We start from the raw sequence: 23,845 nt of genomic DNA, 5'->3' as shown, positions 1-23,845 counted from the left end.
GGCTATGACGGCGGACGCGGGCCCGGGCGCGGGTCGAGCCGGTCGACGAGCTTGCGGGGCGCATGCATCCGGTAGCTCTCGGTGAGCAGCTCGGCGACCTCGTCCCAGTCGACGTCGTCGCCCAGGATCAGCCCGCCCACGTCGCGTCCGAAATGCGCCCGGAAGTACCCGCGATCGGTGCTGGCCAGCGCGTCGAGCTCGGACAGCGATGCGCTGAACGTGAGCACCACGACCGGGCCGTCCGTACCCACCGCCCTGGCGTACACCGGGGGCCGCCCGTCCTCGATCGGCAGGACATGGGCAAAGGTGTGTCCGCGAACACGCCACCGGGTCCCTATCCAGGCGGGTTCCTGGTACGCCTCGGGCAGCGCGAGACACACCACCCGGACCCGTTCGACGAACTCGTCACTCACGGGCGTCGCTCGCGGCGCATGGCCCACGTCCTGGGGCCGTCGTGCGGCGGGTCGGCGGGGGCCGCTTCGCGGATGGTCGGCATCGCGTTCCACGATATGTTGCCGGCGTGGACTTCGGGGACTTCGCGGGCAGGGTCGTGCTGGTCACCGGGGGCAGCCGGGGCATGGGCCGGGAGATGGTCGGCGCGTTCGCCGCGCGCGGGGCGTCGGTGGTGATCGCCAGCCGGAAGCTGGACGCCTGCGCCTCGCTGGCCGCCTCGGTCACGAGCGAACACGGGGTGGCGGCGCTGCCGGTGCGGTGCAACGTGTCCGACTGGGCGGACTGCGACGCGTTGGTGGACGCCGCACGGCGAGTTCGGGCGGGTGGACGTGCTGGTCAACAACGCCGGCCTGTCGCCGTTGTACCCGAGCTTGGATGGGGTGTCCGAGGCGCTGTTCGACAAGGTCATCGGCGTGAACCTGAAGGGGCCGTTCCGGCTTGCCTCGGCGGTCGGGACCCGGATGGCGGCCGGCGACGGCGGTTCGATCATCAACGTCAGCTCGATAGCGGCGGTCCGCCCCGGCCCCGCGGAGCTGCCGTACGCGGCGGCCAAGGCGGGGTTGAACGCGCTGACCGTGGGGATGGCGCATGCGTTCGGGCCCACCGTGCGGGTGAACGCGATCCAGGCCGGGCCGTTTCGTACGGACATCTCGAAGGCGTGGTCGGCGGAGACGTTCGCGCGGTATGAGCAGAACCTCGCTCTGGGTCGGTGTGGGGAGCCGGAGGAGATTGTCGGGGCGGCGTTGTACTTTGCCGGCGAGGCGTCGTCGTTCTGCACCGGGGCGGTGCTGCGGCTGGACGGTGGGGCGCCTTAGAGCGCCCGGACCTGTACGCCGGGGAGGTCTTCGAACGCGGCCTTGCGGTCGGTGGTGAGGAGCACGCGGTCGGTGGCCCGGGCGGTGGCGGCGATGATCAGGTCGTGCGGGCCGCGCGGTCGCCCGGTTCGTCGAGTGTGCGCGAGCAGGTCGGCGTGGTGCGGGGCGACCTTGGCCGTGTAGTCCTCAATCGGTGCGACCGCGCGGATGCGTTCCAGCTCGGCGCGGCCTCGCGCCCGGCGGTCCGGGTCGGGATCGATCTGAAGCCCGGCCAAGTACTCGGCCAGGACGACGGCCGGGAGTGCTATGTCGTCTTGGGCGGACAGCGCCGAGAGGCCGAGCCGGCGACGGCCCACCTCGATGAGCACGCCGGTATCGAGGATCACCCGCGCCACGGATCGGTATCCAGCTCTGGCCTCGTGGCCTCGCGGATCGCCGCAACATTGGCAGCGAACGTGTCGTCGAATACGTCGTCACGGTCCTGTATCTCGCGCAGCACCTCAATGAGCGCGCCGCCGTTGGCGCGCGGGGCCGGCGCCACCGTGGCCACCCGCTCGCCACCCCGGGTGATCACCACCGTCTCGCCGGCCTCGACGCTGTCCAGCACGGCGGAGAAGTTCCGGGCGACCTCCGTCGCCGTCATCTCCTTCATACGAATCAGATTATCTGATCCGCCGTGCGCGGTGTGCCAAAATCCGCGACTCGGTGTGCTGAGACTCCCGACTCGCGGGCGGTTTCTTACAACGGTAGGCCGGTGAGGACGGTGACTCGTTCTTCGGTGAAGTCGGCCATGGCGGACGCGGGGCCTTCGCGGCCTATGCCGGACTCCTTGGAGCCGCCGTAGGGCATTTGGTCGGCGCGGAAGCTGGGGACGTCGCCGATGAGGACGCCGCCGACCTCGAGGGTGGCGGAGGCGGCGAACGCGGTGTGCAGGTCGGAGGTGAAGACGCCGGCCTGCAGGCCGAACTGGGAGGCGTTGATGCGGGCGAAGCCTTCCTCCACGGAGTCCACTGGGTTCAGCGACACCACCGGGGCGAAGACCTCGTCGGCCATGACCTGGGTGTTTTCCGGCGCGCGGGTGAGGACGGTCGGCTCCAGGGCGGCGCCGGTGCGGCCGCCGCCGGTCTCCAGGTGCGCGTTGGCGGCCACCGCGGCCGCGACCCAGGAGTGCGCGCGCTCCGCCGCCGCCTCGCTGATCATCGGGCCGATGTCGGTGGCCGGGTCGCGCGGGTCGCCGACGACCAGCGCGGCGACCTCGGCGAGCACCTTCTCCCTCAGCTCGGCGAACACCGACGCATGCGCGTACACCCGCTGCACGGAGATGCAGGACTGCCCGGCCTGGTACATCGCGAACGTCGCGATCCGCTTCGCGGCGAAGTCCAGGTCCGTCCAGTCCGGACAGACCAGCACCGCGCCGTTGCCGCCGAGCTCCAGAGCGACGTGCTTGCGCGGCACGGACTCCTTGATCCCCCAGCCGACCGGGCCGGACCCGGTGAACGACACCACCGGCAGCCGGGGGTCGGCGACCAGCGCGGGCGCCGCCGAGTTCGGCACCGGCAGCACCGACCAGGCGCCGGCCGGCAGGTCGGTCTCGGCCAGCACCTCGCCGAGCGCGAGCGCGGTCAGCGGGGTGGCCGGCGCGGGCTTGAGCACGATCGGGGCGCCCACCGCGATGGCCGGCGCGACCTTGTGCGCGACCAGGTTGAGCGGGAAGTTGAACGGGGTGATGCCCAACACCGGCCCGCGCGGCACCCGCCGGATCAGCGCGGTGCGGCCCACCCCGCCGGGGTCGGTGTCCAGGCGCTGCACCCGGCCGGAGAAGCGGCGGGCCTCCTCGGCGGCCCAGCGGAACGTGGACACCGCGCGGTTGGCCTCCACCCGCGCCCACTTCAGCGGCTTGCCGGACTCGGCGGTGATCAGCGCGGCGAACTCGTCGAGCCGGGCGGCCAGCGTGCGCGACACGTGGTCGAGGGCGTCGGCGCGGACGTGCGCGGGCAGCGCGGCGGTCTCCTTGCGGACCTCGTGCGCGGCCCGGACCGCGCGCTCCACGTCGTCCTCGGTGGGCACCGCGTGCGCGCCGGCGACGGCGCCGTCGTACGGGCTGGTGATCGTCACGGTGTCCGGGCTCGTGGTCGGCTTGCCGGCGACCCAGAACGGCGTGCTGCTCGTCATGATCCGAGTGTGCGCGTTGGGAGGCGCCGCCGTATATGGACAATGTGGAGTGTGGCGGACGTCAAATTTTCCACATCGTCCATGTCGGATGAGCTGACGGTTCGCGACCTGCTGGCGGTGACCGAGCTGCGGCTGCGGGTGCTGGCCGGCGCGGGTGGAACCGACCGCCGGATCACCTGGGCGCACGCCAGCGAGCTGCCGGACCCGACCGAGTTCCTGTTCGGCGGCGAGCTGCTGCTGCTCACCGGGGTGAGCCTGCCCGCGTCCGGCGAGGAGCCGAGGGCGTACGTGCGCCGGCTGGCCGCCGCCGGGGTGGCCGCTATCGGGTTCGGCGTCGGGATGATCTGGGACCGGGCGCCGGAGCCGATGCTCGCGGAGGCCGACGAGCTCGGGCTGCCGGTGCTGGAGGTGCCCCGGCCGGTGCCGTTCCTGGCGATCACCCGCGCGGTGGCGCGCGCCCTGCAGCGGCGCGAGCTGGCCGCGAAGGACTACCTGATGGCCGCGCAGCGCACGCTCACCGCCGCCTCGGTGGGGCCGGGCGGCCCGGAGGCGGTGCTGGACGAGGTGGTCAGGCTGGTCGGCGGGTGGGCGCTGCTGCTGGACCCGGCGGGGTCGGTGCTGGCCACGGCCGGCGGCGGGTCCGGGCCGGCCGCCGCGCTGGCCGCCGACCTGGACCGGCTGCGCGACGCCCCAGGGTCGGCCAGCCTGGTCTCGCGGGACGGCGACGCGCAGACCTGGGTGCAGTCGCTGTTCGGCCGCGCCGGGCTGCTCGGGTTCCTGGCGGTGGGGCGGGCCACGCCGTTGACGGAGGCGCAGCGGCAGGTGGTGAACGCGGCGGTGCCGCTGTGCACGCTGCTGCTCGGGCGGTCCCAGGCGATCGGGCGGGCCGCGCGCTCGGTGCGGGCGGGGGCGCTGCGGTTGTTGCTGGCCGGGCAGTCCGCGCTGGTCGCGGAGGCGGCGGGCGAGCTGTGGCACGGGCTGCCGGAGGAGCCCGTGACGCTGCTGGAGTGCCGGGGTGGGGTGCGGGCGCTCGCGGTGGCGGCCGAGCGGCTGGGGTCCGACCGGGTGGTGTACGGCGAGCTGGACGGTTCACTGGTCTGCGTCGCGGGGTCCCGGGCCGGGGCCGACGCGGCGATCCGGGCGCTGCGCGACATCGACGGCCTGCGGATCGGCGTGTCCGAGCCCGCCGGGTACGCCGAGCTGGGGCGGGCCCGTGACCAGGCGCGGCGGGCCGCCGAGTCCGGCTCCGGCGGCGTCACCCACTACCGCGACCTGCCCCGCCGCGACCTGCTCGACCTGCTGCCCGCCGCCGAAGCGTGCGAGTTCAGCGCGGCCGTGCTGCGACCGCTGCTGGACGCCGACCGCTCGGGCCGGGGCGACCTGGTGCGCTCGCTCAAGATCTGGCTGGCGCACCACGGCCAGTGGGACCCGGCCGCCGCCGAGCTGGGCATACACCGCCACACGCTGCGCAACCGGATACGCAAGGCGGAGACCCTGCTCGGCCGCGAGCTGGACTCCGCCGACCTGCGCGCCGAGCTCTGGCTGGCGCTGCGCCTGGACGAACGCCGCCAGTCCCCGCCGTAGCCGCCGCCCCCGCCCGGTTTCATGATCATCAGGCCATCAGGGTTGCTATAACAGGTCGGAAACAACCATAGCGGCCTGATGATCACCCATCGGGGCTCGGTTCTATTAACAACAAGTGCAGCGTTGACGGCGAACTATTGCCCCGAACGCAACGATCTGGCTAGCGTCGGCGGACGATGCACCTGCCGGACCTCAACCTGCTGCCCGCCCTCGACGCGCTCCTTCGTGAACAGAGCGTGACCGGTGCGGCGCGGCGGCTGTCCGTGTCCGCGCCCGCCATGAGCCGCACGCTGGCCAGGCTGCGCCGGGTCACCGGCGACCGGCTGCTGGTGCCCGCCGGCCGGGGCCTGATCCCGACGCCGGCGGCGCTGGCCATGCGCCCGCGCGTCGAAGCGGCCCTGACCAGCGCGCTCGCCGTCCTCCAGCCCCCTGGTGACGCCGACCCCGCGAGCTGGTCAGGCACCGTGACCATCCGCACGAACGACTTCCTGACCGCCGTGCTCGCGCCGGTCCTCGTCGAGCGGACGTCCCGCGAGGCGCCCGGGCTGACCATCCGGTTCCTCGCGGAGGGTGACGAGGACCCGGCGGACCTGCGCACCGAGGTAGACCTCGACATCGGCGTGCTCGGCCCGCAGCCCCCGGACATCCACACCGAGCACCTGATGACCGAACGGCTGGTCGGCGTCGTGCGCGCCGGGCACCCACTCGCGTCCGCCGCGCCGCTCGAGCTGGCGGACTTCGCCGCGACGCCGCAGCTGACCGTGTCCCGCCGGGCCCGGGCGCACGGCCCGGTGGACGACCTGCTCGCCGAGCGCGGACTGAGCCGACAGGTGGTGCTGACCGTGCCGAGCCACTCGGTGGCGATGTCGGCGGCTCTGGCCGGCGACCTGCTCGCGCTGGTGCCCAGCTCGCTGGCCGCCGCCTGGTCGCGGGTCAGCGACGTGCGGGTGGTGCGGGTGCCGCTGCCGCTGCCGCCGCTGCGGGTGGCGCTGGCCTGGCACGCCCGGCTGGACACCGACCCGGCGCAGGCCTGGGTGCGCGCGGCGGTCCGGGCCGCGGCGCCGACAACCGATCGTTCGGTCGCTAACATGAGCGGGTGAGCACCGAGCCGAGTGGTCCCGCCGTCCGCCTGGAACGCGACGGAGCCGTCGCGACGGTCACGCTGAACCGTCCGGAGCGGCGCAACGCGCTGACCGTCGAGCTGAAGGAGGCGCTGCTCGCCGCGCTCATCGAGGTGGCCGGCGACGCAGAGGTGCGTGCCGTGCTGCTGACCGGCAACGGGAAGTCGTTCTGCGTCGGCCAGGACCTCGGTGAGCACGCCGAAGCCTTGCGCGCCGACCCCGCCACCGCGTTCGACACCATCACCGCGCACTACTCGCCGATCGTCCGCGCGCTCGCCGAGATGCCCAAGCCCGTGGTGGCCGGGCTCAACGGCGGCGCGGTCGGCGCGGGCCTGGGCTTTGCGCTGGCCTGTGACCTGCGGATCGCCGCCGCCGGGGCGTCGTTCGCCACGGCGTTCGCCGCGATCGGCCTGACCGCCGACTCCGGGCTGTCCGCGAGCCTGGCGCACGCCGTCGGCGCCGCGCGGGCCGGCGAGCTGCTGCTGCTCGGCGAGCCGTTCACCGCCGAGCAGGCGCACGGGTGGGGCCTGGTGCGCGCGGTCGTGCCGCCCGACGAGGTGCTGCCCACCGCGCTGGAGCTGACCCAACGCCTGGCCGCCGGTCCGACCGCCGCCTACGCCGAGATCAAGAAGGGCCTCGCGCTCGGCGCGGTGTCCCCGCTGGACCGGGTGCTCGCCGCCGAGCACGCCGCGCAGGCCAGGCTCGGCCTGACAGGAGACCACGCCGGCGCCGTCGAGGCGTTCCTGGCCAAGCGCCGGCCGACGTTCGAGGGCTCGTGACCGACTCGCCAGCGCCGGCGCGGACCCGGCGGGTGCGAGGCGGCGCGGCGGGTGCCCGTCGCCCGGTGTACGACGCCGGATCCCTGCTCGCCGTGGCCGTCGCCGAGTTCAACGCCCGGGGCTACGACGCGACCAGCATGGAGGACCTGTCCCGGGCGGCCGGGATCACGAAGTCGTCCTTCTACCACCACGTCAGCGGCAAGGAGGAGCTGCTGCGCGCGGCCCTGCACCGCGCGCTGGACGGCCTGTTCGACATCCTGGACGAGCCGCCCGCCCAGGACGGGCCGCCGCTGGCCCGGCTGCGCCACATCGTGCGCCGCCAGGTCGAGGTCCTGACCAGCGAACTTCCCTACGTCACCCTGCTGCTGCGGGTCCGGGGCAACACCGAGACCGAACGCTGGGCGCTGGACCGCCGCCGCGCCTTCGATGCCACCATCGCCGCCCTGGTCGCCGACGCCGTGGCCGCGGGCGAGGTCCGCGCCGACGTCGACCCCTCCCTGGCCGCCCGGCTGCTCTCCGGCACCGTCAACTCGATCATCGAGTGGTACCGCCCCGGCCCGGACACCCTCCCCGACGACATAGTCCGCGCGGTCACCCACGGCATCCTCCCCCCGCCGTAACCGCCGCCCGCCCTTGCGCACACGCACCACCGCGCGCCATCATGAACGAACGAACATTCGGTAGACGGAGGGCGTGACCGCCGTGACCACCACCGAGCAGCCCGGCAGCGACGAGCTGACCAGCGCGTTCGAGGCGACGATCGCCGCCGACCAGCGGATCGAGCCGCGCGACTGGATGCCCGACGCCTACCGCGCCACCCTGATCCGCCAGATCGCCCAGCACGCCCACTCCGAGATCATCGGCATGCAGCCGGAGGGCAACTGGATACTCCGCGCGCCCTCGCTGCGGCGCAAGGCGATCCTGCTGGCCAAGGTCCAGGACGAGGCCGGCCACGGGCTCTACCTGTACGCCGCCGCCGAGACCCTGGGCGTGGACCGCGCCGAGCTCACCGAGAAGCTGATCACGTCGCGCCAGAAGTACTCGTCGATCTTCAACTACCCGACGCTGAGCTACGCCGACATCGGCGTGATCGGCTGGCTGGTGGACGGCGCCGCGATCTGCAACCAGGTGCCGCTGTGCCGCTGCAGCTACGGCCCGTACGCCAGGGCGATGATCCGGATCTGCAAGGAGGAGTCGTTCCACCAGCGGCAGGGCTACGAGCTGCTGATGACCATGATGAGCGGCACGCCCGCGCAGCGGGACATGGTCCAGGAGGCGACGAACCGCTGGTGGTGGCCGTCGCTGATGATGTTCGGCCCGCCGGACGCGGACTCCCCGAACACCCAACGCTCGATGGCCTGGGGGATCAAGCGGCACACCAACGACGAGCTGCGCCAGCGCTTCGTGGACATGACGGTGCCGCAGGCGGCCGCCCTGGGCGTCACGCTGCCCGACCCGGACCTGCGCTGGAACGACGAGCGCCAGGCGCACGACTTCGGCGAGCCGGACTGGTCGGAGTTCAAGGCGGTGCTCGGCGGGGGTGGCCCGTGCAACGCGCAGCGGCTGGCCCGCCGGCGCCGCGCGCACCAGGACGGCGCCTGGGTGCGGGAAGCGGCCGCCGCGTACGCCGCCAAACACGGGAGGACGTCGTGAGCTGGCCGTTGTGGGAGGTGTTCGTGCGGGGCAAGCGCGGGCTGAACCACGTGCACGTGGGCTCGCTGCACGCCGCGGACGCGGAGATGGCGCTGCACAACGCCCGTGATGTGTACACCCGCCGCAATGAAGGGGTGAGCATCTGGGTGGTTCGGGCCGAGGACATCACCGCGTCCAGCCCGGCGGAGAAGGACCCGTTCTTCGCCCCGTCCGCCGACAAGGTGTACCGGCATCCGACGTTCTACGACATTCCGGACGAGGTGCCACACCTGTGAGCGGGACCGACCGGGTGTACGACGAGCTGGCCGAGGCGCACGGCGGGGACGAGCACTGGGCGTTCGGGACCGGGTTCACCGACCCCGGGGTGGAGGTCGGGGCGCCGGTCCCGGCCGGGGTGGATCCGGGCGAGCTGGCCGAGTACTGCCTGATGCTCGGCGACGACGCGCTGATCTGCGCCCAGCGGTTGGCGGAGTGGGTGGCCGACGCCCCGGAGCTGGAAGAAGAGGTGGCGCTGGCCAACATCGCGCTGGACCTGCTCGGCCAGGCCCGGCTGTTGTTGTCCCGCGCGGGCCACCTGACCGGCCGGGACGAGGATCGGCTCGCGTACCGGCGGTCGGAGGCGGAGTTCCGGAACGTGGCGCTCGCGGAGCTGGCCGACGAGCGGGACTTCGCGCGCGCGATCGCCCGGCTGTTGATCTTCTCGAGCTGGCGGCTGGCCGTGTTCGAGCGGCTGCGCGACTCGGTGGATCCGGTGCTGGCCGCGGTGGCCGCCAAGGGCGTGAACGAGCTCGCCTACCACCGTGACTACGCCGCCCGCTGGACGCTGCGCCTCGGCGACGGCACCGAGGAGTCGCACGCGCGGATGGCCGCCGCCCTGGACGCGGTCTGGCCGCACGTGGACGAGCTGTTCCGGGGGTGCGAGCTGGAGCGCGCGCTGGCGACGGCCGGGATCGCCGTCGACCCCGCCAATGTCCGCGCCGACGTGACCGCCGTACTCACCCACGTCCTGCACCGCGCCACGCTGTCCCTGCCCGAGCGCCCGCCCGCCGGCCCGATCGGCGGCCGCTCCGGCCGCGACGGCCTGCACACCGAGGCCCTCGGACACGTGCTCGCCGAGATGCAGAGCCTGGCCCGCGCCCACCCGGACGCCACCTGGTAGCCGGGGCTACCCGTCGCCCTCGTTGGTCCTCATGGTGTTCAACAGTCGGACGATCTGCTCCATACCGGCGGCGGTGGCGTCGAACTTGCCCCGCATCTCGGCAAACCCGTCGTGCATCTCCTGGCGCAGGCCCGTGAAGCGGTCGTCCATCTCCCGGCGAATGCCTGTGAAGCGGTCGTCCATCTCTTGGCGGAACTCCCGGCGGAGGTCGGTTATGTCCTCACGCATCGCATTGAAGCTGGCCGTGGTGGCCTGGCGGAAGTCCCGGATCTCCGTGCGGATCTCGGCCACGTCGCGGTCCGCTCCGCCCGCGAGCACCCGGGCGGCCGCCGCGTCCTGCTTGCTCTGACGAACCTCGACGGTCAGCTCGCGGACTTGCGACTCCAACGCGGACACCCGCGCCTCCAGATCACCTGGCTCGGCCACGCCGGACACCCTACCGGGCGGCGCCCCGGCCAGAAGTCGAACTCGCGATTCCCGGCACCGGCGACGCCCCACCCGTGAGTGGCTAGGGCCGCTATGACGGCCCTAGCCACTCACGGGTTGTGGGACATCAGCGAGCCGATCCCGTCGGCGGACAGGGCCTGTTCGATGCCGAGCACGATGGCTCCGGCCACGCCGGCGTAGCGGCCGAGGACGGTGTTGGCGAGCACGAGGTTGCGGGTGGCCAGCGGGAGCGCGCGGCGGTAGACCACGGCGCGGATGCCGGCCAGCAGCTCGTCGCTGGCGGCGGCCAGCGAACCGCCGATGGTCACCCGCGCCGGGTTGTAGAAGTGCACCAGCGTGGCCACCACCTCGCCGATCAGCCCGGCCGCCTCCCGGACCAACCCCAGCGCCGTCGGGTCACCGCGCGCGACCAGGGCTCGGACGTCGGCGATGGTCACGGACTCACCCAGGGCACGGGCGATCGCCGCCGCCGAGGCCACCGCCTCGATGCAGCCGACGTTCCCGCACACGCACTGGGTGTCCGGCCCGCCGCGCACCCGCACATGCCCGATGTCGCCCGCCCCGCCGTCCGCGCCATGATGCAGCACCCCGGCCGAGGTGATCACCCCGCCGCCGATCCCGGTGCCGATCTTGACGTACAGCAGCGGTGCCTGGTCGGCCGGCAGCGCCCGCGCCTCGCCGAGCGCGCGCAGGTTGACGTCGTTCTCCAGCAGCACCGGGCAGCCGAACGTCCGGCTCAGCCGCGCGGACACCGGATAGCCGTGCCAGCCCGGCATGATCGGCGGGCGCACCGGCATGCCGTGGCGCCCGTCCACCGGCCCCGGCACGCCGATCACCAGCGCCCGCACCGGTCCCGCCGAACCGCGCAGCGCACCCAGCGAGGACTCGACCACGTCGAGCACCGGCTCCGGCCCGTCGGTGACCTCGACGTCCACGTGCGTGTGCGCGAGCACCCGCTGGCTCAGGTCCACCGCCGCGAGGTGGGCGCCGTGCGCGCCGAGGTCGGCGATCAGCACCTGCCCGCCGCGCGGGCTCAGCGCGAGACGGTCGGCGGGGCGGCCCCGGCCGGGCGTGGGCCGAACCCCGTCCAGCTTCAGCACGCCGCGCGCCAGCAGCTCGTCCACCCCGCCGCTCACGGTGGTCCGCGCCAGGCCCGCCGCCTGCACCAGGTCCGCCTTGCTCACCGCCGTGCCCGCGGCCACCAACCGCGCCAGCGTGCTGAGCATGACCGCCCGGTGCGCGGCGGAGTCGGCCCTGGCCGTGCGCGCGGACAGCGTCGGCGCGGCCAGCCGCAACGGTTCGAGCACGTCCACGTCACGGCCTCATTTCGTCCACAAAATGACTGAAACCGGCATTATTCGGACGTTGTACGGCACTGGTCAACGCTCTTACGTTGCCCAGGTCACAAACCAGAGGGTGGGGCCATGACCGGTGCGGAGCGTCCGTTGTTGCGGATGCGCGGCATCGTCAAACAGTTCCCCGGGGTGCGCGCGCTGGACGGCGTCGACCTCGACGTGGACGCCGGCGAGGTGCACTGCCTGCTCGGCCAGAACGGCGCCGGCAAGTCCACGCTGATCAAGGTGCTGGGCGGCGCGCACCGCCCGGACGCCGGCGACATCGAATGGGACGGCGAGCCCGCCACGCTGCACGACCCGCACGCCGCCGACGCCGCCGGCATCGCCACCATCCACCAGGAGCTGGACCTGGTGCCCTGGCTGTCGGTGGCGGAGAACGTGTACCTCGGCCATGAGCACGCGCGGTTCGGCTTCACCCGGACCGGGCGTGCCGAGGCCGCCGCCCGCGAGCTGCTGGCCCGGCTCGGCCACCCGGAGATCCCGGTGCGCCGCGAGGTCGGCCGGCTGCCGGCGGCCGGCCAGCAGATCGTCGGCGTGGCCCGCGCGCTGTCCCGCAACGCCCGCCTGATCGTGATGGACGAGCCGTCCGCCGTGCTCGACCCCGAAGAGGTGGACAACCTGTTCCGGGTCGTCCGCGAGCTCAAGTCGGGCGGCGTCGCGGTGGTCTACATCTCGCACCGGCTGGAGGAGATCCGCCGCATCGGAGACCGGGTCACCGTGCTCAAGGACGGCCGCACCGTCGCGCGCAACCTGCCCGCCCGCACCACCCCCACCGCCGAGGTCATCCGGCTGATGACCGGCCGCGCCGTGGAGTACGCCCTGCCGGACCGCGAACCGGCGCCGCTGGGCAACACCGTCCTGGAGGTCAACGACCTGCGCCGCGACGGCGAGTTCACGGACGTCTCGTTCGGCGTATGCGAAGGCGAGATCGTCGGGCTGGCCGGCCTGGTCGGTTCCGGCCGCTCGGAGATCCTGGAGACGATCTACGGCGCGCGCCGCGCGGACGGCGGCACGGTCCGGGTCAACGGCGTGCGGCTGCGCCCGGGGTCGGTGCCGGCGGCGGTGCGCGCCGGGCTCGGGCTGTGCCCTGAGGAGCGCAAGAGCCAGGGCCTGCTGCTCGCCGAGTCCGTCACCCGCAACGTCTCGCTCCCGGTTTTGAAACGTTTCACCACGGCCGCCGGCTACATCGGACGCGACGCCGACACCGGCGCGGTCGCCGAGGTCACCGGGCGGCTGGACGTGCGCCCCGCCGACCCGTCCCGCCCGGTGCGCACCCTCTCCGGAGGCAACCAGCAGAAGGTCGTGCTGGCCCGCTGGCTGCTCACCGGCTGCACGGTGCTGCTGCTGGACGAACCCACCCGGGGCGTCGACGTGGGCGCCCGGGGCGAGATCTACGCGCTGGTCCGCCGGCTCGCGGCGAGCGGGGTGGCGGTGGTGCTGGTGTCCAGCGACGTGCCCGAGGTGCTCGGGCTGGCCGATCGGGTGCTGGTGCTGCGCGAGGGCCGGGTGGTGCACCGCGCGCCGGCGGCCGACCTGGACGAGGCGCGGGTGCTCGACCTGGTCATGGAAGGGAGCGGGAGGTGAGCGTGCCCAAGCTGTCGCAACCCGGACCAACTCCTCCCGCTGGAAAAGCCGCCGTCCGGGCCGGCGTCGCCGACGATGTCGACGCCGTGCCCGGACGACGGTGGCTGGCCCGCGTGACCGAAACAGGCCCGGGCCGCAACCTCGGCCTGGTCGCCGTGCTCGCGGTGCTGTGCGTGATCGGCATCGCCACTGCGGACACCTTCGCCACCACCGCGAACCTGGTCACGATCCTGACCTCGGCATCCATCATCGGCGTGCTCACCGTCGGCGTCACCATGGTGATCATCGGCGGCGGCATCGACCTGTCCGTGGGCAAGGTGATGGCGCTGTCCTCGGTGTGGGCGACCACGGTGGCCACCCAGTCCTACGGGCCGGCGGTCATGGTGTTCTGCGCGCTGGCCGTGGGCGCGGGCGCCGGCCTGGTCAACGGCGCGCTCATCGCGTACGGGCGGATCGTCCCGTTCATCGCCACCCTGGCCATGCTGATCTCCGCGCAGGGCCTGGCCGAGCAGATCTCCGGCAAGCGCAGCCAGATCGTCACCGACCCGGCCATCGCGGCGCTGGCCAGCACCCGGGTGCTCGGCATCCCGCTGCTGGTCTACATCTTCGCCGTGGTGGTGGCCGTCGGCTGGCTCGTACTCAACCGCACCACGTTCGGCCGGCGCACGTTCGCCATCGGCGGCAACCCGGAGGCCGCCCGGCTGGCCGGCATCGACATCCGCCGCCACACCCTGCTGCTCTACGTGGTCTCCGGCCTGTGCTGCGGCATCGCCGCGATCATGATCACATCGCTGACCACCACCGGCTCCAGCACCCACGGCACCCTCTACGAGCTGGACGCCATCGCCGCGGTGATCATCGGCGGCACCCTGCTCTCCGGCGGCCGGGGCACGCTGATCGGCTCCATCCTCGGCGTGCTGGTCTTCACCACGATCACGAACCTGTTCGTGCTGAACAACCTGGCCACCGAGGTCCAGAACATCGCCAAGGGCGCGATCATCGTCGCCGCCGTCTTAGTGCAACGAAGCCGTGAGTGATGAGCGTTGCTATGACAACGCTCATCACTCACGGCCTCTGACCAGGGAGGATTCCGTGATGATCCACAACGGGGTGGGCCGGAGAGGGGTGCTGGCCGGTGTGTTCGGGGTCGGTGCGACGGCCGCGCTCGCGGCGTGCACCAGCAACGCACCGACGAACGCAACGCCGGCCGCGCCGGGAGCCGCCGCACCGAGCGGGAACAACGCGGCGCCGGGCAGGCCGGTGACCATCGGGTTCTCCGCGCCGGCCGCCGACCACGGCTGGATCGCGGCCATCGCGAAGAACGCGCAGGCCCAGGCCGGCCAGTACCCGGACGTGACGTTCCAGCCGGTGAACCCGACCAACGACATCACCCAGCAGATCGCCGCCGTCGAGACGTTGATCAACAAGAAGGTGGACGCGCTGGTCATCCTGCCCAACGACGGCAGCCAGCTCACCTCGCTGGGCCGCCGCGCCATGCAGGCCGGCATCCCGGTGATCAACCTGGACCGGGTGTTCGACACCCCGCTGGCGTACCGGTCCTGGATCGGCGGCGACAACTACGGCATGGGCGTGAGCGCCGGCACCTACATCGGCAACCGGCTGCGCGCCGCCGGCAAGACCAGCGCGGTGATCGGCGAGGTCGCCGGCATCGACAACCTGCCGCTGACCCAGCAGCGCAGCAAGGGCTTCCGCGACGCGCTGGAGTCGTTCGGGCTCTCGGTCGGCCCGAGGCAGGCGGCGGACTTCACCGCGCAGGGCGGCCAGCGGGTCGCCGCGAACCTGCTGCAGGCCGCGCCCAGGCTGGACGCGGTCTGGAACCACGACGACGACCAGGGCATCGGCGTGCTGGCCGCGATCCAGCAGGCCGGCCGGGGCGAGTTCTTCATGGTCGGCGGCGGTGGCTCGGCGAACGCGATGCGCGCCATCCAGGCGGACAACTCCGTGCTCAAGGCCACCGTCACGTACAGCCCGACGATGGCCTCCTCGGCGATCGCGCTGGCGCGGCTGGTCGCCCAGCGCCGGGGCATGGGCGACCTGGTCGAGAAGGAGGTGCCGGCCTCGATCACGCTGGCGTCCGCCACCGTGACCAAGGAGAACGTCGCCGACTACCTGCCGTTCGGCTTCGAGTCCTGATGGGGGCAACCCTCGGCGTGGGCATGGTCGGCTATGCGTTCATGGGCGCGGCGCACTCGCAGGCCTGGCGCACGGCCGGCCGGTTCTTCGACCTGCCGCTGGCGCCGGAGCTCACCGCGCTGTGCGGCCGGGACCGCTCCGCGCTGGCCACGGCGGCGCACCGGCTGGGCTGGCGCAGCGTGGAGACGGACTGGACGGCGCTGCTCGGGCGCGACGACATCGCCCTGGTGGACATCTGCTCGCCCGGCGACACGCACGCCGACATCGCCATCGCCGCGCTGGACGCCGGCAAGCACGTGCTCTGCGAGAAGCCGCTGGCCAACACCGTCGACGAGGCGCGGGCGATGGCGGCGGCCGCGACCAAGGCGGCCGAGCGCGGGGTGCGCAGCATGGTCGGGTTCAGCTACCGGCGGGTGCCCGCGGTCGCGCTGGCCCGGCGGCTGGTGGCGCGCGGGCGGATCGGCGAGATACGGCACGTGCGCGCGTCCTACCAGCAGGACTGGATCGTCGACCCGGAGTTCCCGCTGGTCTGGCGGCTGCGCCGGGAGTCCGCCGGGTCGGGCGCGCTCGGCGACATCGGCGCGCACATCGTCGACATGGCGCAGTACCTGACCGGCGACCTCCTTACCGGCGTCTGCGCGCTCACCGAGACGTTCGTCCCCGAGCGCCCGCTTCCCGGCTCGAACACCAGGGGGAAGGTGACGGTGGACGACGCGGCGCTGTTCCTCGGCCGGTTCGCCGGCGGCGCGCTGGCGTCCTTCGAAGCGACAAGGTTCGCCACCGGCCGCAAGAACGCGCTGCGCATCGAGCTGAACGGCAGCCGAGGCTCGCTGGCGTTCGACCTGGAGTCGCTGAACGAGCTGCGGTTCTACGACGGCACCGAGGACGCCGAGACCGCCGGTTTCCGCCGCATCCTGGTCACCGAGCCGACGCACCCGTACGCCGGCGCCTGGTGGCCGCCCGGACACCTGCTCGGCTACGAGCACACGTTCACCCACCAGGTGGCCGACCTGGTCGCGGACATCGCCGCCGACCGCGACCCCGAGCCGTCCTTCGCCGACGGCCTGCGCGTCCAGCTCGTACTGGACGCCGTCCAACGCTCGGCCGCCGCGAACGGCACCTGGCACCCCGTCCCGGAGGAGTCCTGACCATGGCGCGACCCGTCACGTTGTTCACCGGCCAGTGGGCGGACCTGCCGTTCGAGGAGGTCGCGCGGCTGGCCGGCGAGTGGGGGTACGACGGGCTGGAGATCGCCTGCTGGGGCGACCACCTCGACCCCTGGGCGGCCGCCGAGGACGACGCCTACCTGCGCGGGCGGCGCGACATCCTGGAGAAGCACGGCCTGGGCGTGTACGCGATCTCCAACCACCTGACCGGCCAGGCGGTCTGCGACGACCCGATCGACGAGCGGCACCGGGCGATCCTGCCGGCGCGCGTCTGGGGTGACGGCGAGCCCGAGGGGGTCCGGGCGCGGGCGGCCGAGGCGATGAAGGTGACGGCCAGAGCGGCCGCTCGGTTGGGCGTCGACACCGTGGTCGGGTTCACCGGCTCGAAGATCTGGAAGACGGTGGCCATGTTCCCGCCGGTGCCGGCGACGATGGTCGAGGACGGCTACCGCGACTTCGCCGACCGCTGGAACCCGATCCTGGACGTGTTCGACGCCGAGGGCGTGCGGTTCGCGCACGAGGTGCACCCGTCCGAGATCGCCTACGACTACTGGACGACCGCCGCCGCCCTGGACGCGGTGGACCACCGGGAGGCGTTCGGACTGAACTGGGACCCCAGCCACATGATCTGGCAGGACATCGACCCGGTCGGCTTCCTCTGGGACTTCCGGGACCGGATCTACCACGTGGACTGCAAGGACACCCGCCGCCAGACCGGCAACGGCCGCAACGGCCGGCTGGGCTCGCACCTGGCATGGGCCGACCCCCGGCGCGGCTGGGACTTCGTGTCCGTCGGCCACGGCGACGTGCCGTGGGAGGCGGCCTTCCGCACCCTGAACGCCATCGGCTACGCCGGCCCGATCTCCATCGAGTGGGAGGACGCCGGCATGGACCGCCTGGCGGGTGCCCCGGACGCGCTCGCCTACGTCCGCCGCCACGCCTTCGACCCGCCGGCGGCCGCCTTCGACGCCGCGTTCAGCGGCCCGCCGTGACCGACCCCGTGAGTGGTTAGCGTTGTCATAGCAACGCTAACCACTCACGGGTCCTGCGCCGCCACCCCACCTGAAGATCATCCCGACGGTCGGCGGGATAATGAAACGCGATCGGTCGGGGAGGGTGCGGCGTGGGCTACTGCCTGGGAGTGGATCTCGGGACCACCTTCGTCGCGGCCGCGCGCTCGGACGACTCCCAGGTCGAGATGGTCACCCTCGGCGACCGGTCGGTGGTCATGCCGGCGGCGGTCTACGTGGGCGAGGACGGCGAACTGGTCGTCGGGGAGGCGGCCGACCGGCGCGCGTCGAGCAGCCCCGAGCGGGTCGCCCGCCAGTTCAAGCGGCGGTTGGGCGATCCCACGCCGATGCGGCTCGGGGACGCGAGCTACTCGGCATCCGACCTGCTCGCCGCCCTGCTGCGCGAGGTGATCGCCAGGGTCAGCGTGATCGAGGGCGAGCCGCCGAGCCAGGTCGTGCTCACCCACCCGGCGAACTGGGGACCGTTCCGGCGGGCGGTGTTCGAGGAGGTGCCCCAGGCCGCCGCCGTGCCCGACGCGCTCACCCTGACCGAGCCGGAGGCGGCGGCCATGCACTACGCCGCGACCCGACGGCTGGACAACGACGAGCTGGTGGCCGTCTACGACCTGGGCGGCGGAACCTTCGACGCCACGGTCGTCCGCAAGGTGCCCGACGGCGTGGCGACCCTGGGCACGCCCGAGGGCGTGGAACGGCTCGGCGGGATCGACTTCGACCAGGCCCTGTTCGAGTTCATCGACCACACCGCCGACGGCGCGCTGACCGCGCTGGACATGGGCGACCCGGGCAACGTGACCGCGCTGGCCCGGCTGCGGCAGGACTGCGTGCTGGCCAAGGAGGCGCTCTCGGTCGACACCGAGGCGGTTGTTCCGGTGTTCCTCCCCGGCCGGCACTTCGACGTCCGGGTCACCCGCGCCGAGTTCGAGAACATGATCCGCGCCCAGCTCGAGTCCACCATCATCGCGCTGTCCCGCGCGCTGCGCACCGCGGGCGTCACCGCCGACGAGCTGAGCGCCGTGCTGCTCGTCGGCGGCTCCTCGCGCATCCCGCTGGTAGCCCGGATGGTCTCCGAGGAGCTCGGGCGGCCCATCCTCGTCGACACCCACCCCAAGTACGCCGTCGCGCTCGGCGCCGCCACCCCGGCCGGCCGCCCCCTCACCGCACCGGCGCCGATCACCACGCCCCCACCGGCCCCGGCCTCGGTCCGCTCGACCCTGCTGCGAACCGGCGCGGCGGCCCTCGCGCTGGCCGGCGCCGGCGCCCTGGCCTGGACCCTCGCCGCACCGTCGAGCACCCCACCCGCGCCGCCGGCCAGCGCGGCCGCCGCGCCGCCACCCCCCGCCGTGCTGCCCGCGCCCCGGCACCTGGCGCGCCCGAAAGCGGCCGCCGTGCTGGTGTCCAGGTCCGAACCGGTGATCGACGTGCTCGACGGCGCCAGCCTGAGCGAGCTGGACGCCGCCACCCTCGCCCCGCGCTGGACAGTCGCGCTGCCCAGGCCGGGCACCAGCCTGGGCGAGCTGAACGACGAGTCGGTGTGCGTGGGCACCGGGACGCGGGAGGGGAGCACCGAGTGCCTGCCGGTGAACCGGGCCACCAGGACCGTCGACGCGGCCTTCCCGCTGCCCGGCGAGGTGTTCGCCACGTCCCCGGTCGACGGCGGCACCAGCGTGGTCCACCTCAACCAGGACGGCGTGCTCAGCGTGATGGACGTGCGGACCCACGCCGTGCGCTCGGCCCCGCTCACCGGATGGCGGCGCGAGACCAGCCGCTCGCTGGTCGGCGTCGGCGGCCACCGGGCGTACGTGGTCGGCAACGTCGAGGCGCCCGTACCCATGCTGACCACCGTGAACCTGGACACCATGGCCGTCACCACGATCCCCTGGCCGCCCACCGCCAGACCCGCCCACCCGGGCGCCACGTCGTTCATGCGCGTCTCCCCGGACGACGACACCCTGTACCTGGTCACCGACCACGACCTGATCGGCCTCGACGCCGCGACCATGCGCCAGCGGTTCCAGGTACCGCAGCACGCCCAGCTCGCCCCTTCGGTGGCCCTGACCCCCGACGGCCGGTACCTGTACCTGCTCACCGAGGACGGCGAGCTGCGGGTCGTCGAGGCCGCCACCGGCCGCCAGGTCAGCTCCGGGCACACCGGCCGCAAGCCCACGAAGATCTTCACGACCGACCGTGGCCGCCAGCTGCTGGTGCAGACCGAGGACGGCCTCGACCTGTTCGACACCTCGGCCTTCGCCGGCGCCTGACCGGCCACCGCCCGCCGCCCCGAACCCCAAAACCCCAGGTCACCACCCGTGAGTGGTGAGCGGTGCTATGACACCCCTAACCACTCACGGGTTCTGACCTGGGGGTTCGGTGGTCGGACTGATCTCGGGCAGGTCGCCGGGCGCGTTAACGTAAGGCGTGCTGACCTCCGCCCTGATCGGGTTCGCCGCGCTGTGCCTGCTGCTCTCGATGGCGCCGGGCCCGGACACGTTCCTGGTGCTGCGCTCGACGGCCAGGGGTGGGCCGAGGGCCGGCGCGTTCACCGCGGCCGGGTCGGCGATCGGGTCGCTGGTCTGGGCGGGCGCGGTGGCGGTCGGGCTGGCGGCCGTGCTGGAGCGGTGGGGCACCGCGTACACGGTGGTGCGGCTGCTCGGCGCGGCGTACCTGATCTACCTGGGTGTGCGCGCGCTGTGGGACAGCCGCACGGCGGTCGCTCCGGCCACCGTGGTGGCGGAAGGGCCGGGGCTGACCGGCTGGGCGGCCTGCCGGGCCGGGCTGTTCTCCGCGCTGTCCAACCCCAAGCTCGGGCTGTTCTTCCTGGCGGTGGTGCCGCAGTTCCTGCCGGCCGCGCAGCCGGTGCTCGGGCCGGTCCTGCTGCTGGGCGCCATCGACGCGGCGGTCGCCATGGTCTGGCTGAGCGCCGTGGCGATCGGTGCGGCGGCGCTGATGCGCTGGCTGTCCCGGCCGAGGGTGAACCGGGCGGTGGAGCGCGTCACCGGCCTGACCCTGATCGGCGTCGGCGCCGCCACCGCCCTGGCCGACAACCGCTAGCGTCGACTTGACCTCAACACGAGTCCAGGTTCTACCGTTCGCCGAATGCAGCTCTCGGACGGCACCTGGCCGGACTCGTTGCCCGCCGTGGAGGTCCGCTTTGCCCGGCCCACGGACAAGCTCGACCAGGTCATCGCGTTCTACACCGAACTCCTGGGTCTGCCGGAACTGTTCCGAACGAGGGGACACGGTTACGAGGTCGTCATGGTCGGCCTACCCGGGGACAGATACCACCTGGAGTTCACCTCGCACGTCGACGGCAGCCCCGGAAACGCCCCGTCGGACGAGAACCTGCTGGTGTTCTACTTCGCCACCGAGACACAGATGTTCGAGGTCGTACAACGGCTGGGCGAGGCCGGTCACGAGCCCGTCGAGCTGGAGAACCCGTGGTGGCGCGAGAACGGCGCGCTGGCGTTCGCCGACCCGGACAACTGGCGGATCGTCCTGATGCCCAGACCGATCGTGCTCGCGGCGACCTGACCGCTCACGGCCCGCTGCCGTGGTGCAGCTCGTACCACAGCCGCCCGAAGTCCGGCCGGCGCTCCAGGATCAGGGCGCGGAAGCGCTCGGTGAACCGCTGCTCGGCCTCGATGAGCGCGAGCCTGTACTCGTGCTCGACCAGGAACAACCGGTCGACGTCCCGTTCCCGTGCGCCGGCCACGAACTCCCGCAGCGCCTCGGCCTGCTCGGACAGCTCGCGCTGGCGCTGCGCGAGCAGGTCGGCCACCTCCGCCGGGGGCAGCGCCATGATCAGCGCCAGCGCGGCCTCGAAGTACCGGTACTCCTTGACCGGCCGGGACACCAGCTCCCGCATCCGCCCGCGCAGCGCGGCCCGGCCGGCGTCGGTGAGCCGGTACACGGTCCGCTCCGGGCGCTGGCCGTCGCGGCCGGTCTCGTGTTCGGTGATGTAGCCGTCCCGGCGCAGCTGCCCGACCACCATGTACAGCGATGCGTGCTTGTAGGCGATGCTCTGCTGTTTGTCCCGTTGCCGCAGCAGCTTGCCCAGCTCGTAGGGGTGCATCGGCCGTTCGAGCAGGTAGGCGAGCACGGCCAGCGCCAGCGGTTTCATCCCGGCTCGCCTGCCCGCCATACGGACAGTCAAGCATCAGCGGTCGAGCACGATGCGCCCGCCGCGCGCGCGTGACACGCACGGGTAGATGACGTCGGTGCGGTCGCGTTCGTGCGCCTCCAGCACGCTGTCGCGGTGGTCGGGGACGCCGGCAAGCACCCGGGTGACGCAGCTGCCGCAGACGCCGTCCTCGCAGGAGGCGTCGATCCCCGGGTCCACCTCGCGGATGGCCTCCAGCAGGCCGCGCCCGGCCGGCACCCGGATCACCTCGCCGGTGCTGGCCAGCTGCGCCTCGAACTCGGTGCCCGGCCCGTCGCCGGTTCGGTCGCGGGCGGCGAACCGCTCGGTGTGCAGCGTCCCGTGCGGACGGTGCTCGGGCATGGCGCGCTCCACGGCGGCCAGCAGGGACTCCGGGCCGCAGCAGTACACGGCGACGCCGTCGGGGGTGTCGCCGAACAGCTCGCGCGGGTGCGGGCGGGCGTGGGTGTCCGAGGGCAACAGGGTGACCCGGTCGCCGTACTCGCGGACCAGCGCGGCCGCGAACGCCATGCCGGGCAGCGTCCGCCCCCGGTAGACCAGCCGCCACGGCGCGCCGTCCCGATGCACGCGGCGGATCATCGGCAGCAGCGGCGTGATCCCGATGCCGCCGGCGATGAACAGGTAACCGGGCGCCGCGACCAGCGGGAAGTTGTTGCGCGGGCCCCGGATGCCGACCCGTGCGCCCGGCCGCAGCCGGTGGATCTCCGCCGAGCCGCCGCGCCCGTCCGGCTCGCGCAGCACGGCGACCCGGTAGGCGTCCTTCTCCTCCGGGTCGCCGTACAGGGAGTACTGCCGCACCAGCCCGGACGGCAGCACCAGGTCGACGTGCGCGCCCGGGCTCCATCCCGGCAGCGCCCCGCCGCCGGGCGCGCGCAGCGTCAGCGCCACCGTCTCGTCGGCGACCGCCCGTACCTCGGCGACCGTGGCACGGCGTGTTCCGGCCGTGCGCCGCCGCCCCCACGGCGTCTTGCCGCCCGGCTTGTACAGCGACAGCAGCAGCGCGCCGACCAGGCTGACCAGCGCGACTCCGAACCCCCAGAACACCACGTCCGAGGCCTCGGTCACCTGGTTCGCGGCGCCGCCGGACGCGGCCAGCCGGGCGGACTGCTCGGCGGCGGACTCCAGCGCGTCGTGCAGGAAGCCGAACGCCATGACCAGCACGCCGACCGAGATCGCCAGCTTGGTGGCCACCCAGTGGTACGTGACCAGCCCCCACCTCGTGGTGAGCCCGAGCGCGAGGCCGGTCAGCGAGGTCGCGAAGTTCGCCCACGGCAGCAGCGTGATGTCGAACATCCCCATCAGCTCGTAGCTCACCGCCGCGACCTGGATCTTCTCCGTGCTCATCGCCACCACGGACAGGGCGACGAACACCGCCGCGATGCCCGTCCAGCACGCCGCGCTGACCACGTGCACGGCCAGCAACGCCTTGCGCCCGCGCGCCGACAGCCGCCCCGCGAGCAGCGCGAACGCCGGCACGACCAGCCAGGAGCAGAACATCGCTATCAGGTCGCCGACGAGGAAGCCCTGCAGCAACGTCACCACCAGCAGCGGCCAGCAGAGCCCGAGCGCCGCCCGCCGGGCCGACGCCAGCACGCCCGCGCCGAAGGCGCACACCGCGATCAGGTACCAGCCCGGCGCGTGCAGCCCCGGAAAGCTCGGCGGGATCAGCGGCGGCAGTTGCGCCATCACCAGCGCCAACGCGGCATAGCCGAACAACATGATCCGCGCACGGCGACGCGACCTCGGCGTGGACAACTCCGTACCCCTCTCGACCGGCCGACCGAATAGTCGAAATCGACTAATCGGAGTCAACTAGTCGAACCGGACGAGAGCCTCCGGGACATCCCCGAGGTCAACCCTGGTCAGACCCCGTGAGTGGCTAGGGCCGTCATAGCGGCTCTCCAGTCTCATGAGTTGTGTCGCATGGTGTGTCTCAAGGCATGTGTCGCTTGATCGACGCTATGACGGCTGGTCATGGCGCGAAAGCAGGCGATGATGCGCTTCCTGGACGCGATGTTGGTCGCCGAGGTGAAGATCGACAATGTGGCGGAGTGGTGCCGGGCCAATGGGGTCAATCCGCGCACGTTCTATCGGCATCGGGCGCGGGTCGCGGCCGAGGGCGAGTGGCGGGAGCGGTCGCGGCGGCCACGGTCGAGCCCGACCGCCACCTCGGGGGTGGTGGTGGCCGAGGTGTTGCGGCTGCGCGAGGTGTTGGC

Annotated in this window: 25 protein-coding genes and 1 pseudogene; 18 read left to right on the top strand and 8 right to left on the bottom strand. The window is 73.0% G+C overall.

Going from position 1 to position 23,845, the window contains the following annotated elements; translation table 11 throughout:
- Positions 1–2 precede the first annotated feature (2 nt).
- Complete coding sequence (locus tag N912_RS0141885) at positions 3–413, bottom strand: MmcQ/YjbR family DNA-binding protein (RefSeq protein WP_028927138.1); 411 nt, start codon at positions 411–413, stop codon at positions 3–5.
- Positions 414–577: 164 nt separating this feature from the next.
- Between N912_RS0141885 and N912_RS66650 the strand changes: the two are divergent.
- A pseudogene (locus tag N912_RS66650) lies at positions 578–706 on the top strand (short-chain dehydrogenase); the annotation flags it as partial.
- A gap of 70 nt (positions 707–776) precedes the next feature.
- Positions 777–1,268, top strand: a complete 492-nt coding sequence (locus tag N912_RS58015; protein WP_281176375.1) for an SDR family NAD(P)-dependent oxidoreductase — start codon at positions 777–779, stop codon at positions 1,266–1,268.
- Here N912_RS58015 and N912_RS0141875 read toward each other — a convergent pair.
- The 3 genes from N912_RS0141875 to N912_RS0141865 all read right to left on the bottom strand — a co-directional run bounded on the left by N912_RS0141875 (position 1,265) and on the right by N912_RS0141865 (position 3,440).
- The gene (locus tag N912_RS0141875) at positions 1,265–1,663 is read right to left on the bottom strand and encodes a type II toxin-antitoxin system VapC family toxin (RefSeq protein WP_028927137.1); all 399 of its coding nucleotides are present in this window, start codon (positions 1,661–1,663) and stop codon (positions 1,265–1,267) included. The genes N912_RS58015 and N912_RS0141875 overlap by 4 nt on opposite strands.
- Positions 1,651–1,920, bottom strand: coding sequence for a type II toxin-antitoxin system Phd/YefM family antitoxin (locus tag N912_RS58010; RefSeq protein ID WP_037069405.1), 270 nt, complete (start codon positions 1,918–1,920; stop codon positions 1,651–1,653). The genes N912_RS0141875 and N912_RS58010 overlap by 13 nt, the downstream gene beginning before the upstream one ends.
- Before the next feature lie 86 nt (positions 1,921–2,006).
- Positions 2,007–3,440 carry an aldehyde dehydrogenase family protein gene (locus tag N912_RS0141865; protein ID WP_037069401.1) on the bottom strand — a complete coding sequence of 478 codons (1,434 nt, stop codon included), beginning with the start codon at positions 3,438–3,440 and terminating at the stop codon, positions 2,007–2,009.
- An 81-nt stretch (positions 3,441–3,521) separates the two neighbouring features.
- Between N912_RS0141865 and N912_RS0141860 the strand changes: the two genes are divergently transcribed.
- From N912_RS0141860 to paaC, 7 genes are all read left to right on the top strand, one after another.
- A complete protein-coding gene (locus N912_RS0141860; RefSeq protein ID WP_028927136.1) occupies positions 3,522–5,024 on the top strand; it encodes a PucR family transcriptional regulator in 1,503 nt (500 codons plus the stop codon).
- Between the two features lie 176 nt (positions 5,025–5,200).
- A complete protein-coding gene (locus tag N912_RS58005) occupies positions 5,201–6,124 on the top strand; it encodes a LysR substrate-binding domain-containing protein (protein ID WP_051581543.1) in 924 nt (307 codons plus the stop codon).
- Positions 6,121–6,924: an enoyl-CoA hydratase/isomerase family protein gene (locus N912_RS0141850; RefSeq protein ID WP_028927135.1), complete on the top strand. Its 804-nt coding sequence runs from the start codon at positions 6,121–6,123 to the stop codon at positions 6,922–6,924. The genes N912_RS58005 and N912_RS0141850 overlap by 4 nt, the downstream gene beginning before the upstream one ends.
- On the top strand, positions 6,921–7,544 hold the full coding sequence (locus tag N912_RS0141845) for a TetR/AcrR family transcriptional regulator (protein WP_169748049.1): 624 nt from the start codon (positions 6,921–6,923) through the stop codon (positions 7,542–7,544). Before N912_RS0141850 ends, N912_RS0141845 begins: the two co-directional genes overlap by 4 nt.
- 73 nt (positions 7,545–7,617) lie before the next feature.
- Positions 7,618–8,577, top strand: coding sequence for a 1,2-phenylacetyl-CoA epoxidase subunit PaaA (gene paaA, locus N912_RS0141840; RefSeq protein WP_211261587.1), 960 nt, complete (start codon positions 7,618–7,620; stop codon positions 8,575–8,577).
- The gene (gene paaB / locus N912_RS0141835) at positions 8,574–8,852 is read left to right on the top strand and encodes a 1,2-phenylacetyl-CoA epoxidase subunit PaaB (RefSeq protein ID WP_028927132.1); all 279 of its coding nucleotides are present in this window, start codon (positions 8,574–8,576) and stop codon (positions 8,850–8,852) included. Before paaA ends, paaB begins: the two co-directional genes overlap by 4 nt.
- A complete protein-coding gene (gene paaC, locus N912_RS0141830) occupies positions 8,849–9,736 on the top strand; it encodes a 1,2-phenylacetyl-CoA epoxidase subunit PaaC (RefSeq protein WP_028927131.1) in 888 nt (295 codons plus the stop codon). The genes paaB and paaC overlap by 4 nt, the downstream gene beginning before the upstream one ends.
- 6 nt (positions 9,737–9,742) lie before the next feature.
- Here paaC and N912_RS0141825 read toward each other — a convergent pair whose 3' ends face one another.
- Both N912_RS0141825 and N912_RS0141820 read right to left on the bottom strand, forming a co-directional pair.
- Entirely contained in the window at positions 9,743–10,162 is a 420-nt protein-coding gene (locus N912_RS0141825) for a hypothetical protein (protein WP_028927130.1), read from the bottom strand.
- 110 nt (positions 10,163–10,272) lie between these two features.
- A complete protein-coding gene (locus N912_RS0141820) occupies positions 10,273–11,496 on the bottom strand; it encodes an ROK family protein (RefSeq protein ID WP_028927129.1) in 1,224 nt (407 codons plus the stop codon).
- A 111-nt stretch (positions 11,497–11,607) separates the two neighbouring features.
- Between N912_RS0141820 and N912_RS0141815 the strand changes: the two genes are divergently transcribed.
- From N912_RS0141815 to N912_RS0141780, 8 genes are all read left to right on the top strand, one after another.
- Complete coding sequence (locus N912_RS0141815) at positions 11,608–13,122, top strand: sugar ABC transporter ATP-binding protein (RefSeq protein ID WP_028927128.1); 1,515 nt, start codon at positions 11,608–11,610, stop codon at positions 13,120–13,122.
- Positions 13,123–13,208: 86 nt separating this feature from the next.
- Positions 13,209–14,159, top strand: a complete 951-nt coding sequence (locus N912_RS0141810; RefSeq protein WP_028927127.1) for an ABC transporter permease — start codon at positions 13,209–13,211, stop codon at positions 14,157–14,159.
- Positions 14,160–14,217: 58 nt separating this feature from the next.
- Positions 14,218–15,276, top strand: coding sequence for a substrate-binding domain-containing protein (locus tag N912_RS0141805; protein ID WP_028927126.1), 1,059 nt, complete (start codon positions 14,218–14,220; stop codon positions 15,274–15,276).
- Positions 15,276–16,424 (top strand): Gfo/Idh/MocA family protein, encoded by a 1,149-nt coding sequence (locus tag N912_RS0141800; protein ID WP_028927125.1) that lies wholly within the window; start codon positions 15,276–15,278, stop codon positions 16,422–16,424. The genes N912_RS0141805 and N912_RS0141800 overlap by 1 nt, the downstream gene beginning before the upstream one ends.
- A 2-nt stretch (positions 16,425–16,426) precedes the next feature.
- Positions 16,427–17,434 (top strand): sugar phosphate isomerase/epimerase family protein, encoded by a 1,008-nt coding sequence (locus N912_RS0141795; RefSeq protein WP_028927124.1) that lies wholly within the window; start codon positions 16,427–16,429, stop codon positions 17,432–17,434.
- 149 nt (positions 17,435–17,583) lie between these two features.
- A complete protein-coding gene (locus N912_RS61225; RefSeq protein ID WP_051581542.1) occupies positions 17,584–19,731 on the top strand; it encodes an Hsp70 family protein in 2,148 nt (715 codons plus the stop codon).
- A gap of 157 nt (positions 19,732–19,888) precedes the next feature.
- On the top strand, positions 19,889–20,521 hold the full coding sequence (locus N912_RS0141785) for a LysE family translocator (RefSeq protein ID WP_245645829.1): 633 nt from the start codon (positions 19,889–19,891) through the stop codon (positions 20,519–20,521).
- 45 nt (positions 20,522–20,566) lie between these two features.
- Positions 20,567–21,001 carry a VOC family protein gene (locus tag N912_RS0141780; protein ID WP_028927122.1) on the top strand — a complete coding sequence of 145 codons (435 nt, stop codon included), beginning with the start codon at positions 20,567–20,569 and terminating at the stop codon, positions 20,999–21,001.
- 4 nt (positions 21,002–21,005) lie between these two features.
- Here the strand turns inward: N912_RS0141780 and N912_RS0141775 are convergent, their stop codons facing one another.
- Positions 21,006–21,611 (bottom strand): PadR family transcriptional regulator, encoded by a 606-nt coding sequence (locus N912_RS0141775; RefSeq protein WP_028927121.1) that lies wholly within the window; start codon positions 21,609–21,611, stop codon positions 21,006–21,008.
- 15 nt (positions 21,612–21,626) lie between these two features.
- Positions 21,627–23,348: a 2Fe-2S iron-sulfur cluster-binding protein gene (locus tag N912_RS61220; protein ID WP_245645827.1), complete on the bottom strand. Its 1,722-nt coding sequence runs from the start codon at positions 23,346–23,348 to the stop codon at positions 21,627–21,629.
- Positions 23,349–23,603: 255 nt separating this feature from the next.
- On the opposite strand from N912_RS61220, the gene N912_RS57995 reads away from it, so the two are divergent.
- The coding region (locus tag N912_RS57995) for a helix-turn-helix domain-containing protein (RefSeq protein ID WP_028927467.1) at positions 23,604–23,845 on the top strand (242 nt) is incomplete at its 3' end.

It is taken from the genome of Actinospineispora acaciae DSM 45401 (assembly GCF_000620785.1).
GTDB lineage: Bacteria > Actinomycetota > Actinomycetes > Mycobacteriales > Pseudonocardiaceae > Pseudonocardia > Pseudonocardia acaciae.
The sequence above is the reverse complement of the archived record's forward strand: the minus strand, read 5'-3'. Positions and strand labels throughout refer to the sequence as shown.